Origin of the sequence: Enterobacter sp. RHBSTW-00994 (assembly GCF_013782625.1) — a bacterium.
Taxonomy (GTDB): Bacteria; Pseudomonadota; Gammaproteobacteria; order Enterobacterales; family Enterobacteriaceae; genus Enterobacter.
Genome location: NZ_CP056199.1, coordinates 1,844,047 through 1,855,085 on the forward strand (window position 1 = coordinate 1,844,047; position 11,039 = coordinate 1,855,085).

At 47.8% G+C, this 11,039-nt stretch carries 17 protein-coding genes; 7 read left to right on the forward strand and 10 right to left on the reverse strand.

The features are described from left to right. Window positions 1–474 carry an NUDIX hydrolase gene (locus tag HV346_RS08685; protein ID WP_181623108.1) on the reverse strand — a complete coding sequence of 158 codons (474 nt, stop codon included), beginning with the start codon at window positions 472–474 and terminating at the stop codon, window positions 1–3. 10 nt (window positions 475–484) lie between these two features. Then, on the reverse strand, window positions 485–1,138 hold the full coding sequence (gene rluE, locus HV346_RS08690) for a 23S rRNA pseudouridine(2457) synthase RluE (protein ID WP_181623109.1): 654 nt from the start codon (window positions 1,136–1,138) through the stop codon (window positions 485–487). Between the two features lie 117 nt (window positions 1,139–1,255). Between rluE and icd the strand changes: the two genes are divergently transcribed. Further along, window positions 1,256–2,506: an NADP-dependent isocitrate dehydrogenase gene (gene icd / locus HV346_RS08695; protein WP_181623110.1), complete on the forward strand. Its 1,251-nt coding sequence runs from the start codon at window positions 1,256–1,258 to the stop codon at window positions 2,504–2,506. A 113-nt stretch (window positions 2,507–2,619) separates the two neighbouring features. Here the strand turns inward: icd and HV346_RS08700 are convergent, their stop codons facing one another. After that, window positions 2,620–3,762: a phage integrase Arm DNA-binding domain-containing protein gene (locus HV346_RS08700; protein WP_181623111.1), complete on the reverse strand. Its 1,143-nt coding sequence runs from the start codon at window positions 3,760–3,762 to the stop codon at window positions 2,620–2,622. Then, window positions 3,752–3,988, reverse strand: a complete 237-nt coding sequence (locus HV346_RS08705) for an excisionase (RefSeq protein ID WP_181623112.1) — start codon at window positions 3,986–3,988, stop codon at window positions 3,752–3,754. Before HV346_RS08705 ends, HV346_RS08700 begins: the two co-directional genes overlap by 11 nt. 215 nt (window positions 3,989–4,203) lie before the next feature. Between HV346_RS08705 and HV346_RS08710 the strand changes: the two genes are divergently transcribed. Next, window positions 4,204–4,557 carry a hypothetical protein gene (locus HV346_RS08710; protein WP_181623113.1) on the forward strand — a complete coding sequence of 118 codons (354 nt, stop codon included), beginning with the start codon at window positions 4,204–4,206 and terminating at the stop codon, window positions 4,555–4,557. Between the two features lie 76 nt (window positions 4,558–4,633). On the opposite strand, the gene HV346_RS08715 is transcribed toward HV346_RS08710, so the two are convergent. The 5 genes from HV346_RS08715 to HV346_RS08735 all read right to left on the reverse strand — a co-directional run bounded on the left by HV346_RS08715 (window position 4,634) and on the right by HV346_RS08735 (window position 6,853). Further along, complete coding sequence (locus HV346_RS08715; protein WP_249415131.1) at window positions 4,634–4,963, reverse strand: hypothetical protein; 330 nt, start codon at window positions 4,961–4,963, stop codon at window positions 4,634–4,636. Further along, the gene (locus HV346_RS08720; protein WP_181623114.1) at window positions 4,956–5,156 is read right to left on the reverse strand and encodes a hypothetical protein; all 201 of its coding nucleotides are present in this window, start codon (window positions 5,154–5,156) and stop codon (window positions 4,956–4,958) included. Before HV346_RS08720 ends, HV346_RS08715 begins: the two co-directional genes overlap by 8 nt. Before the next feature lie 109 nt (window positions 5,157–5,265). After that, window positions 5,266–5,670 (reverse strand): hypothetical protein, encoded by a 405-nt coding sequence (locus HV346_RS08725; RefSeq protein ID WP_181623867.1) that lies wholly within the window; start codon window positions 5,668–5,670, stop codon window positions 5,266–5,268. Then, window positions 5,667–6,494, reverse strand: coding sequence for a chromosome partitioning protein ParB (locus tag HV346_RS08730; RefSeq protein WP_181623115.1), 828 nt, complete (start codon window positions 6,492–6,494; stop codon window positions 5,667–5,669). The genes HV346_RS08725 and HV346_RS08730 overlap by 4 nt, the downstream gene beginning before the upstream one ends. After that, window positions 6,494–6,853: a hypothetical protein gene (locus HV346_RS08735; protein WP_181623116.1), complete on the reverse strand. Its 360-nt coding sequence runs from the start codon at window positions 6,851–6,853 to the stop codon at window positions 6,494–6,496. Before HV346_RS08735 ends, HV346_RS08730 begins: the two co-directional genes overlap by 1 nt. A gap of 204 nt (window positions 6,854–7,057) precedes the next feature. Here HV346_RS08735 and HV346_RS08740 point away from each other — a divergent pair. The 3 genes from HV346_RS08740 (at window position 7,058) to HV346_RS08750 (ending at window position 9,157) form a co-directional block, all read left to right on the forward strand. Further along, window positions 7,058–7,755 (forward strand): IS1 family transposase gene (locus HV346_RS08740; protein ID WP_249415132.1). Its coding sequence is split into 2 segments (ribosomal slippage): window positions 7,058–7,307 and window positions 7,307–7,755, totalling 699 coding nucleotides; the frame shifts between segments, so codons are not numbered across the junction. A gap of 574 nt (window positions 7,756–8,329) precedes the next feature. Continuing rightward, window positions 8,330–8,515, forward strand: coding sequence for a hypothetical protein (locus HV346_RS08745; protein ID WP_181623117.1), 186 nt, complete (start codon window positions 8,330–8,332; stop codon window positions 8,513–8,515). A 156-nt stretch (window positions 8,516–8,671) separates the two neighbouring features. After that, on the forward strand, window positions 8,672–9,157 hold the full coding sequence (locus tag HV346_RS08750; RefSeq protein ID WP_181623118.1) for a hypothetical protein: 486 nt from the start codon (window positions 8,672–8,674) through the stop codon (window positions 9,155–9,157). Window positions 9,158–9,516: 359 nt separating this feature from the next. On the opposite strand, the gene HV346_RS08755 is transcribed toward HV346_RS08750, so the two are convergent. Then, the gene (locus tag HV346_RS08755; RefSeq protein WP_181623119.1) at window positions 9,517–10,143 is read right to left on the reverse strand and encodes a LexA family transcriptional regulator; all 627 of its coding nucleotides are present in this window, start codon (window positions 10,141–10,143) and stop codon (window positions 9,517–9,519) included. 101 nt (window positions 10,144–10,244) lie between these two features. On the opposite strand from HV346_RS08755, the gene HV346_RS08760 reads away from it, so the two are divergent. Together HV346_RS08760 and HV346_RS08765 are read left to right on the forward strand one after the other, a co-directional pair. Further along, window positions 10,245–10,442 carry a Cro/CI family transcriptional regulator gene (locus tag HV346_RS08760; protein ID WP_181623120.1) on the forward strand — a complete coding sequence of 66 codons (198 nt, stop codon included), beginning with the start codon at window positions 10,245–10,247 and terminating at the stop codon, window positions 10,440–10,442. 40 nt (window positions 10,443–10,482) lie between these two features. Then, complete coding sequence (locus tag HV346_RS08765) at window positions 10,483–11,034, forward strand: YmfL family putative regulatory protein (protein ID WP_181623121.1); 552 nt, start codon at window positions 10,483–10,485, stop codon at window positions 11,032–11,034. The last annotated feature ends 5 nt before the right edge of the window (window positions 11,035–11,039 follow it).

Genomic DNA, 11,039 nt, shown 5'->3' on the forward strand with positions numbered 1-11,039 from the left:
TCACGCGCCCCCACCATTGACACCCTCTGTAAACGGCCAGTTAAATTCTCCGATAACATCAAGCGGTAAGCGCCCCGTTGAGTGCCAGCAGCGGATACTTTCGGCAACCAACGGAGAACGCAGGTTTGGTGCATTCAGGATCTCATCAGCAGTCAGCCACAGGCAGCGATCGATATCGTCATCATGTGGTTCAGTGGCGCACGTTTCGCTAAGTTCGATGGTAAATAAAAAGCGCAAAAACGGGGTGCGGTCAGGCGCGATCCATTGATGCAAACGAATGAAGTGCTGCGGTACGGCATGGATACCCGTCTCTTCCCACAGTTCACGCGTTGCGGCCTGCACCAGTGTTTCATTCTCTTCAAGATGTCCGGCCGGTTGATTCCACAACGCTTTACCGTTGATGGTCTCTTCCACTACCAGAAATTTACCCTGCGCGTGAACGACGCAGGCAACCGTCACATGAGGTTTGAACATTATTTCTCCTTTAAGGGGCAACGTCTCGCCATTCACCGTTTGCCAGTGAATTCAGGGTGTAACTGCCCATGCTGTAGCGGATAAGTCGCAGGGTAGGGAATCCTACATGCGCGGTCATCCGGCGAACCTGGCGGTTACGACCTTCGTAAAGGGTGATTTTTAGCCAGGCGGTTGGAATAGATTTACGTTCACGAATAGGGGGATTGCGCGGCCATAACCAGTCCGGTTCACCTACTCTTTCAATGCCTGCCGGCAAGGTTGGACCATCGTTGAGTGTTACGCCTTTGCGCAAGGCTTCAAGTGTCTCTTCATCCGGTTCGCCTTCAACTTGCACGAAGTAAACCTTACCTGTCCGTTTGCCCGGTTGGGTGAGTTTTGCCTGTAACGCCCCATCGTTGGTTAATACCAGCAAGCCCTCGCTATCCCGATCCAGGCGGCCTGCAGCGTACACGCCTTGTACAGGAATGTAATCTTTAAGGGTGCTACGCCCGGCTTCATCCGTAAATTGTGGCAAAACATCGTAGGGTTTATTGAACAAAATGACCCGCTTTGGCTGGTTTTCTGGCGATCTTCTGGTGGCTTGTCGTGAGCTGAATCGCTCAACCCGGTGATTTCTAAAAGAAGTTTTCTTCATGGTATTTTCAGACTTTATCAATTGCCGCATTATAGCCTAATAACGAAGACCTTTCATGGCGCCGGACATTCGGGTACTATCGGGAGGCTCATTACAAATTATTAACATAAGATCAGTAACAACCAGAAGCGCTCGAAGGAGAGGTTAATGGAAAGCAAAGTAGTTGTTCCGGCGGAAGGTAAAAAGATCACCCTGCAAAATGGCAAAATTAACGTTCCTCACAATCCGATTATTCCGTTCATTGAAGGTGATGGTATCGGTGTAGACGTTACTCCAGCAATGCTGAAAGTGGTTGATGCCGCTGTTGAGAAAGCCTACAAAGGCGAGCGTAAAATTTCCTGGATGGAAATTTACACCGGTGAAAAATCGACCCAAGTTTATGGCCAGGATGTCTGGCTGCCAGCGGAAACGCTGGACCTGATCCGCGACTACCGTGTTGCCATCAAAGGCCCACTGACGACCCCTGTTGGCGGCGGTATCCGTTCCCTGAACGTTGCTCTGCGTCAGGAGCTTGACCTGTACGTGTGTCTGCGTCCGGTTCGTTACTACCAGGGCACGCCAAGCCCGGTTAAACGTCCAGAGCTGACCGACATGGTGATCTTCCGTGAAAACTCTGAAGACATCTATGCAGGTATCGAGTGGAAAGCGGACTCTGCTGATGCAGAAAAAGTGATTAAATTCCTGCGTGAAGAGATGGGCGTGAAGAAAATTCGCTTCCCGGAACATTGCGGTATCGGCATCAAGCCGTGCTCTGAAGACGGAACCAAACGTCTGGTGCGTGCAGCGATTGAATATGCTATCACCAACGATCGTGATTCTGTGACGCTGGTTCACAAAGGCAACATCATGAAGTTCACCGAAGGCGCGTTCAAAGACTGGGGCTACCAGTTGGCGACCGAAGAGTTCGGTGGTGAACTGATCGATGGCGGACCATGGCAGAAGATCAAGAACCCGAACACGGGCAAAGAGATTATTATTAAAGACGTGATCGCCGATGCGTTCCTGCAGCAGATCTTGCTGCGTCCTGCTGAATACGACGTGATCGCCTGTATGAACCTGAACGGTGACTACATCTCCGATGCGCTGGCTGCCCAGGTTGGTGGTATCGGTATCGCCCCAGGCGCGAATATCGGTGACGAATGCGCTCTGTTTGAAGCAACCCACGGTACTGCGCCGAAGTATGCCGGCCAGGACAAAGTGAACCCAGGTTCTATTATCCTGTCTGCAGAAATGATGCTGCGTCATATGGAATGGTTCGAAGCCGCAGACCTGATCGTTAAAGGTATGGAAGGCGCGATTAACGCGAAAACCGTAACTTACGATTTCGAACGTCTGATGGAAGGCGCTAAGCTGCTGAAATGCTCAGAGTTTGGTGACGCGATTATCGCGAACATGTAATCCAGACTCTGGGTTAAACAAGAACGGGAGCCGATGGGATCCCGTTTTTTATTACCTCAGAAAAATCTTCCCCAAAACTTTCCCCAAAACGTTTCCCCAAAATCCCACCAGAATTATCCCGTTTTAGCATCGACAACAACCCAATCCTTGCCTCGGTCATCGTTATATTTGTCAGTCATTTTTCTTGATCTGTGCCCAAGTAACTTCTGAGTATCTATCCCTTGCTCTCTATAAATTCTCTCAGATAAAGAGCGTTGTTCATGGAAGGTTGGTGCTGTTCCTTTTTCCCATTCAATACCGCATTTATTCCTGGCTTTTTTAAAGGTGGTTGTAAGGCTGCTTGAAGAAACACTATCTCCCCTGGTCGATTTAGAAGTCGAGTGGCGAAAGTGAACCAGGTATTTGCTAATAACTGCATCCCGGCATTTTGCAACCACATCGCGAAGCGTCAATCCTAATGCCTCGCATTTCAGGTTAAGAGGAATAGCCAGTTTTGAACCTGTCTTTTCTTGTTCAATATGGAGCATATCGTCCCATATATCTGAGAATTTCATGTTACAAATATCACCAAGCCTTTGCCCGGTGACCAGAGCAAGTAACATCCCACATTGCAGATACGATTGCTGATTCTCTGCCGCATCATAAATTGACTTCCATTCTTCAAATGAAAGCCGCTGTCTGGTGACTTTATGCCGTGGTTGCTTGGTAGCCATCGCTGGGTTATAGCCAGGAGGGACATGTCCTGCATGCTGAGCTTCTTTAAACACATCAACCAGAACCAAACGTACAATCTGCGCCATTCGTCCATGCCCTGCATTTTTAATATCATCGGTGATTTCCGCGATATCAAGAGTTTCTATATCTTTCAGATGACGCATACCACAGTGTTCTCTGAAGAGCCGCAACGGTTTATTTTTCTGTAGAAAAGAGTTTGGTCGTAGTTCGTTATTATTGAGACGATCCTCTTGTATCGTTATATATTTATCGATCCACTCAGTAACAGTTATATCTGTCCTTTTCCCTTGCATTCTTGCAAGGCGGTCATTAACGCGAAGGATTTGCCGGGTTCGCTGCTCGGCAATAATGATATTGGCCTCGTTAGCTACCTGTTTTGCTTCGGACTCATCTGTTCCAAGACTATGAAAGCGCCCAGAAATGGGGTGTTTATACTGCCAGTAAACCTTTCCAGTTCTCTTATCTAACTTGCAATACAGATTAGGAATAGAAATTTTGTGTGTGCGTGGTCTAGCAGCCATCAGCAATGATCCGTTTTAATCTGGGGTTTGAATTAGCAGGGACAACAGGTTCGGCTATTACTCCTACGTAACGAGCCTCACGGTCAACCATCCAATAGCGGCCAACCTTAACGGCTGGCGGAACCATCATTCGGCCCTTAGCGTATTTTTTCAATACACGCTCACTTGGCGCTTGTTCTCCAAACTCTTCTTGTGCCCAGTCGATTAAAGGCATCATGCGGGACATAAGTTCCTCCACTTAACCGGCTGCACCCGGCTATCTCTTATAGAAAATGCATGATGAACATCCGCCACGGAGCCCATCGCTACAGGCACGACATACGTCAAATTAAAGGTATGTGTCTAAAATACAGATCACTTCCATTGGCGTAGTGCTGCCATATTTCTAAGTGAAATTGTTAATTTCGAAGCGTATTATTCCGCCATAAAACAGGAGTGATCATGCGTATCAAATCCATTCCATCCCCAAATGCCAAAAAAGCCTCTCGAAAAAAAAACGCCAGGGCAGCCTCTGTTTCTACTCCGCTCTTTGGTCCTGATAGTGTTAGGCCTGTTGGTGATAGCCCTGAAAGCATTGCGAGGGAGAACGCAGCGAAGTTGCGCGAGCGTAATTTTAAAAAAATTGCTGAGACTCTCTACAAATCTGGTGTCATAACACTGATCACATTTGACAGAGAGTGCTCTGTAGGAGGAAAAGACAGGAAGTATTTGCGACATATCTTTTCTCTCCTTTTGGCCGAAAAGGTTAAGTCTAAGAAAAAGAAGCTTGCTCTCAATGAGATGAAGAGAATCTAAGCTGTCATTTTTTGTTGTTTTCCTTGCAGCTAATCATCCGAGGACTCATCGGTCAGATGCGAATAATCAGCAATGCTCATTCTGCTGCTCCTTGACGTAACCAGATACACACAGCGCCGTCTTCGGTATCGTGGATCGAACCTACAAACCAGCCATAACCAGCAGGGGGGGCGGGTTGCCACGTTGATATATCGTATCCATCTACTTCAGGGTCAAAATCATCTTCATCACGGTAATCGACTTTCCATTCCAGACCGTTTTCTTTCAGCCAGACGTTGAGCTCATCAGGCGAGATAAATTCACGCCCGTCGCAGAATGCATCGTAAAGCGGGTGGGTCCAGTAACCGTACCTGTCACGTTCAACAGGGATTGCTACGATCTGACTGCTCATTGGGCGGCTATTCATCGCTATTATCCTCACTGCAAAAGTGGCGACCTTCTGGGTCAGCGCTTATGTGTCCGCAGATATCGCACTCTATGCCTTCACCACCAGGCCATTCTTCCATATCATCTTCATGCTGGCAGTTACGGCACAACTGCTGTCCTTTCCACATATCCTCTTTGCAGCGCGGACAGCGGTCTAAATCTTCGTCTTTCATTCTTCACGCGCCTCGCAGGTGTGTGTCTCTGGCTCATCAGCCTTGTAGTAACCGCCGCAGATTGTGCATGGCACCATTGGCACTTCGTCGTAATGAGAGGTTCCGGTAATCACGACTGCACTCCTTTGCGAAACTGGGCTGCGAACTCATCGAGAGCCTTTGAAACTGCGTAAGCTCCTGCTGTGCGCTGCTCTGCGTCTTCATAGCTGATTCCGTTCGACTCCATAACACAGTCAGTGTCAAACACCCCATCTAGCGATTTAAGTGCATCTGTGATTGCACTGGCCCGCACCTCAGCCAGGAAAGCGTCTAAAGCAGGCGTTTCGCGTTTCGATGGCAGGTATGTGCCAGGATGTTTCAGGTCGTACACTTCCGCAGCCAGCGCTGCGCATTTGGCTTCAGAGTCGGCCAATTTATTGCGCAGACCATCAGCACAATCATGCGCGCCACTGCGACCTCTCTGGAAAAAAAATCCGCAGTCGCAATAAAAAACATTATTTTTTTCGGTAATCATGATGTTGCTCCATGGCGATGAGCGGCGATAGCTTTGTGCTCGTCGATAATTTCCAGCACTTCTGCATGGACCAATCCTTCGAGAGAGATAACACCTGTGTCGCTTATACCTGCCAGGCTGATCAGCTCTACAAGACGACGCGCTTTCTTCACGCTAATTTCTGGCGCTATAACGCTACGGGTAACTTTCTTCTTACCTTTGGCAGCAGCAGAAGCTTTATCCTTCTGAAGAACCTCACCGGCTTTTTCGCCGAACTCTTTTACGCGGTTCACAGCTACATCTACTGACACGGTACCGGACTTAACTTCCCGCTGTACGTCGTGGTTAGCAGCGCTTAGTAGCAGAAGTTTTTCAACAGTCGGCACAGATTTGTTGACCAGTTTTGCAATCTCGCTGGTGGTCTGGTTGAAGGCGTTATGCAGCTCCTGAATAACTGCAGCCTGTTCCATATCGGAGAGTGGCAGCTGGTTGTTACTGGTCATGATGCGCGCCAGGCGCTGAACATCGTTACCGTTAAACGGCATGATGTGTATGCGGTCTACTGGCTTGCCAGCTTCAGCGCAGCGTGCATAGCATCGGCGGCGACGGTGACCTTCAACAACCCACACTCCACCTTCATCACGAGCGATAACTTCCAGTGGTGGAACTGATCCGCCGTTCATCAGATAGCTGAACAGGTCATCATCAGCCTGGCGGGTGCGTTCATCGTCTTCACGCTTGTTGAAACCTTCACGCGCATAGATTTCATCGAGACTGATGAACATCCCGGTATCTGTGCGCTTGATTGTCCCGTCACGGGTCATTTGCTTGAATGAGTTAGCCATTAGAGAGCAACCTCGCTATTCATGGAAATGACCACAGGAGATAGCTCACGCAATTCTCGCTGAGCTTCCAGCAGATGCATGTTGCTAGGCGTTTTGGTGTGGCGCTCTTCGATGCGGTCGCACTCTTTGGCCCAGATGGCAACATCCTCACGCAGGGTGGAGTTCTGCTCAGCCAGTTCCTTACGCTGTGCCAACGCCTCACAAAGCGCGACGCTGGTAACATCAAGGCGCGTAGCCAGTTCGTTAACCATCCAGCCGTAAGCGGCAGGGAGGAGAGGGGCGGCCTTACGAGCTGCGTCGATAAGCTGTTCTCTGGTCATACGTGGTTGTAACTCGGTGACGTTCTGTGTGTTCGTCATGGATAGTTTCTCCGTGTTATATGCGCTCTGCACAGCGCGAAAAATCAAAAATATAATTAAAGATTTTGTCTTCATTTCCGATTATATTTTTGTTCTCTCTAATTCTTTAAGATAACAATAAAGGGTCAACGTAATGTCTAAGAAAAGACGGTGATGCTGCCAACTTACTGATTTAGTGTATGATGGTGTTTTTGAGGTGCTCCAGTGGCTTCTGTTTCTATCAGCTGTCCCTCCTGTTCAGCTACTGACGGGGTGGTGCGTAACGGCAAAAGCACTGCCGGACATCAGCGCTATCTCTGCTCTCACTGCCGTAAAACATGGCAACTGCAGTTCACTTACACCGCTTCTCAACCCGGTACGCACCAGAAAATCATTGATATGGCCATGAATGGTGTTGGATGCCGGGCAACCGCCCGCATTATGGGCGTTGGCCTCAACACGATTTTACGTCACTTAAAAAACTCAGGCCGCAGTCGGTAACCTCGCGCATACAACCGGGCAGTGATGTGATTGTCTGCGCTGAAATGGACGAACAGTGGGGCTACGTCGGTGCTAAATCACGTCAGCGCTGGCTGTTTTACGCGTATGACAGGATACGGAGGACGGTTGTGGCGCACGTCTTCGGTGAACGCACTCTGGCCACACTGGAGCGTCTTCTGAGCCTGCTGTCGGTCTTTGAGGTCGTGGTATGGATGACGGATGGCTGGCCGCTTTATGAATCACGCCTGAAGGGAGAACTGCACGTTATCAGCAAGCGTTACACTCAGCGCATTGAGCGACATAACCTGAATCTGAGACAACATCTGGCAAGGCTGGGACGGAAGTCACTGTCGTTCTCAAAATCGGTGGAGCTGCATGACAAGGTCATCGGGCATTATCTGAACATAAAACACTATCAGTAAGTTGGAGTCATTACCAGAAAAGACTAGAAGTTCCTTTTGAAGGTAATGATCAATACTATGAAGGCATACGTGGCCTTATGCTCAGTTCTATTTGTTCAGTGCTTGGCGTTATTCTATATGCTGGATTGTTAGGTAAATTGACATTAAGTAATTTTAGCCTTGATATAATGATTGCGTTATTCGGCTGGGTATTCGTCTGTTTAGTCATATTGATACTCTCCTTCAAACGAACCAATAGGGTATTGATTTCTTTTTCAGAACCTACACCACGTCCAAGAGTGGCTGCTGTTTTCTTAATTCTGTTATACATAGTTATCGGTATCTTTTGCGCTCTCCTATTTGATGCTCTGACAATGTTAGATGACCCATTGACAAAAGCTGACGACTTTTGGAAAACGTTTAAAGCATTCCTTATTACCGCGGGATGTATGTTCGTCTTCCTGTTTGCTTTCGGTAATTACGCTGTAAATAAGGTGTCCCCCTTAACTACCTCAGAGTAGTTTTAAGCACGTAGCGTCCTTTTGGACGCTTAAGCTATCCTCGTATTTTCCGTGTTATCACACCAGCCACGCGGGTGAAACGTCTCTGGCTGTCGTACTCGCTTGGCTTGCACATTCCGGCTACCCGCTGGATCGGGATACTGCCTAAGAATCCCCGGACCGCTGCGGAACATGTGCCAATTACCGTACTGCAACTGCTGCCTGTCTTTTCACCACATCAGGCTCAGTGGATCTTGTCATTCCCCAACAACAAGAATTGAGTTAATCTGGATATCCCCAACAACATGAAGGAAAGCTGAAAGATGGCTTACGATTATGAGGAAAAGCATCTGCCGCCAAAAAAACCGCCGCAGAAGCATGAACCACCTCCAAAACCGCAACACCCTGATAAAAAATAAGGGTGAATGGAGAATAAAATGAGCAGAGACGACTTAAACTTCAATATTTATTACTCTTACATTCTTGAAAGAATGAATTACACGCTGCTTTCAAGAATTGATAAGTGTATTACTTTAGTTTTAATCGTTTTGGGGTTTTCTGTTTTTGCTCCATTTAGTAATTATTTCTTTTTTGGTGTGGTAGTTGCCGCATTGTCTGTATTCCAACTCGTATACCGCTATGGAGAGGAAGCCGGTATTTCAAAGGAGCAAATGAAGCAATATAAAAAATTGCTTGTTTCTGCGCCGTCTTTATCAGATGAAGAATTACAGGCTCAATACATCTCTGTTCAAAATACTGACAGCAATCCTTGGCGCACTCTTGAACACCCTGCTTACATCGTTGCCTGTCTTTACTTTGATCTTGAGGTTAAGCGTGACATGACATGGAAGGAGTGCATGATGTCGAGATTATCTGGTGGCTACCCAGTCGAAAGAAAAAGCGAAGAGGAAAAAAATGAGTAGACCAGTAGAACCATTTCATGTACCGCCTCACCCTAGACCTCCTGAGAAAAAATGTGGTGCAGATATTCACTACATTTATGAAGGTCCGCAACCAGACAGTCAGATTCCGCCAAAGCCCCGACCTGTACCTAGACCAAGGTAAGCTGTTGGGATATCCAGATTGTTAAAGAGCTAAGCGTCCTATGGGCGCTTTTTTTTGTTACCTGCGAATCATCCGGTCATTCATACGCCACCGGCGGCTACTTCGTGGGCGTCCTGCCTGTTCGCTGTCGATGGAATGAATCTAATTTAACTTAGCTTTCTGGTCAAGAGGGAAAACCAAGCTTTTCTTAGTTTGGTGTTTTGAAGGTGGGGGACACTTAGATTTCGTACTGAACGCCTTTAACTACACCGATGATGATGCAGTTGCCGTTAATGGGAATGTTTGGGTAGCGTGGGTTTAGCGGAACTAGAAATTTTTGATGCCCGTCTATGACGAGTTTCTTTACTGTCGCTTCGTTCGTTCCATCCAATCGAGCAACCACAATTTTGCCATTCATAGGCTCCGCATCAGGATCAACAATTACAGTTGCTCCTTGAGGGATTGTAGGCAAACCGTTAGGGTTGGTCATAGAGTCGCCCTGTACATCAAGTGCAAAGGAGCGATCACTTACGCGAAGAGCAGTCTCGACCCACCGATTAGCCTCACTCACAATCTCAGCTGGACTTGTTTCGGTAAAACGCCCTGCCTGCACCCAAGAAATAACAGGGAGCCTCCTCATGCTAGTGATTAACTTATCTTCAAATTGAGTTCCATAGAGAATGTAGTCAATAGAAGTGTTGAAATATTTCGCCAGCTTACCTAATGCCTCACCACCTGGAACATTGACATCTTTTTCCCAGTAGCCGACAGCGACATCACTTACGCCGCAGAATTTACCTAATTCCTTCTGCGATGTTTTAGTTATTCGTCTTAGCCCTTTAATTCTCTGCCCAACCGTTTCCATTCTCACACCACTCTCCGAAATAAAACTAACTAATCTTAGTTTTTATTGACCAAAGATAGATTGGTATTTAATATCTAATCAAACTTAGTAATGGAGGTGTTATGACGACCGATGAAGTAGAGAAATATTTCGGCAGTACCGAAAAGGTTGCGGTTTTTTTCGGTATCACAAGTGAGGCGGTTTACCAGTGGCGCAATCGACCTGGGCGACTGATTCCAAAGGGCAGGGCAGCTGAGGCTGCATATCGCACCGAGGGTAAATTGCCTTTCCGTCCTGAGCTGTATGGCAAGTCTAACTAGGCATCCTCGAAACAGTAACCACAGAATCAAGAGGTTAACCGTGGGTAATGAACACTGGAAGGTAGAGAAACAACCAGCCTGGCTGGTAGCCGCAATTCGTAAGACGATCGCAGCTTTGCCGGGTGGATATGTGGAAGCAGCCGAAATACTGGACGTAACACAGGATGCACTGTTCAACCGTCTGCGTACTGGTGGTGATCAGATCTTCCCAATGGGTTGGGCGATGGTCCTGCAAAAGGCTGCTGGTGTGAGTTATATCGCCGATGCATTTTCCCGTGAAACAGATAACGGGATACATGTTCCTGGTGCTGTTCCAGATGACGAAAACGAAGAGATTGGCCTGAAGCTGGCAGAGCTGGTGGGGCGGCTCGGTGAGTTGGTCAATGCATACCGCCATTACATCGAAGATGGCGTTGTGGATAAAGGCGAGTGGCAGAGTCTTAACGATATTGCATATCAATTCAGGGTCACTCTCATGACGTTCCTGAATCTGATTTCTCGTGTTTATTGCCTTCCAGAAATGGGTGACGCCCGCGAGTGTGCAGCTCCGGGCGTCGTGGCGTGTCGATTCAGTGGAGAAACTAACGCATGAACAGT

Coding starts and splice junctions, on each gene's coding strand:
- HV346_RS08730 (WP_181623115.1), bottom strand. CDS start 6,494: ATGGCTAACTCATTCAAGCAAATGACCCGTGACGGGACAATCAAGCGC.
- rluE (WP_181623109.1), bottom strand. CDS start 1,138: ATGCGGCAATTGATAAAGTCTGAAAATACCATGAAGAAAACTTCTTTT.
- HV346_RS08710 (WP_181623113.1), top strand. CDS start 4,204: ATGCGTATCAAATCCATTCCATCCCCAAATGCCAAAAAAGCCTCTCGA.
- HV346_RS08720 (WP_181623114.1), bottom strand. CDS start 5,156: ATGAAAGACGAAGATTTAGACCGCTGTCCGCGCTGCAAAGAGGATATG.
- HV346_RS08755 (WP_181623119.1), bottom strand. CDS start 10,143: ATGGAAACGGTTGGGCAGAGAATTAAAGGGCTAAGACGAATAACTAAA.
- HV346_RS08705 (WP_181623112.1), bottom strand. CDS start 3,988: ATGTCCCGCATGATGCCTTTAATCGACTGGGCACAAGAAGAGTTTGGA.
- HV346_RS08735 (WP_181623116.1), bottom strand. CDS start 6,853: ATGACGAACACACAGAACGTCACCGAGTTACAACCACGTATGACCAGA.
- HV346_RS08725 (WP_181623867.1), bottom strand. CDS start 5,670: ATGATTACCGAAAAAAATAATGTTTTTTATTGCGACTGCGGATTTTTT.
- HV346_RS08685 (WP_181623108.1), bottom strand. CDS start 474: ATGTTCAAACCTCATGTGACGGTTGCCTGCGTCGTTCACGCGCAGGGT.
- HV346_RS08760 (WP_181623120.1), top strand. CDS start 10,245: ATGACGACCGATGAAGTAGAGAAATATTTCGGCAGTACCGAAAAGGTT.
- HV346_RS08750 (WP_181623118.1), top strand. CDS start 8,672: ATGAGCAGAGACGACTTAAACTTCAATATTTATTACTCTTACATTCTT.
- icd (WP_181623110.1), top strand. CDS start 1,256: ATGGAAAGCAAAGTAGTTGTTCCGGCGGAAGGTAAAAAGATCACCCTG.
- HV346_RS08715 (WP_249415131.1), bottom strand. CDS start 4,963: ATGAATAGCCGCCCAATGAGCAGTCAGATCGTAGCAATCCCTGTTGAA.
- HV346_RS08700 (WP_181623111.1), bottom strand. CDS start 3,762: ATGGCTGCTAGACCACGCACACACAAAATTTCTATTCCTAATCTGTAT.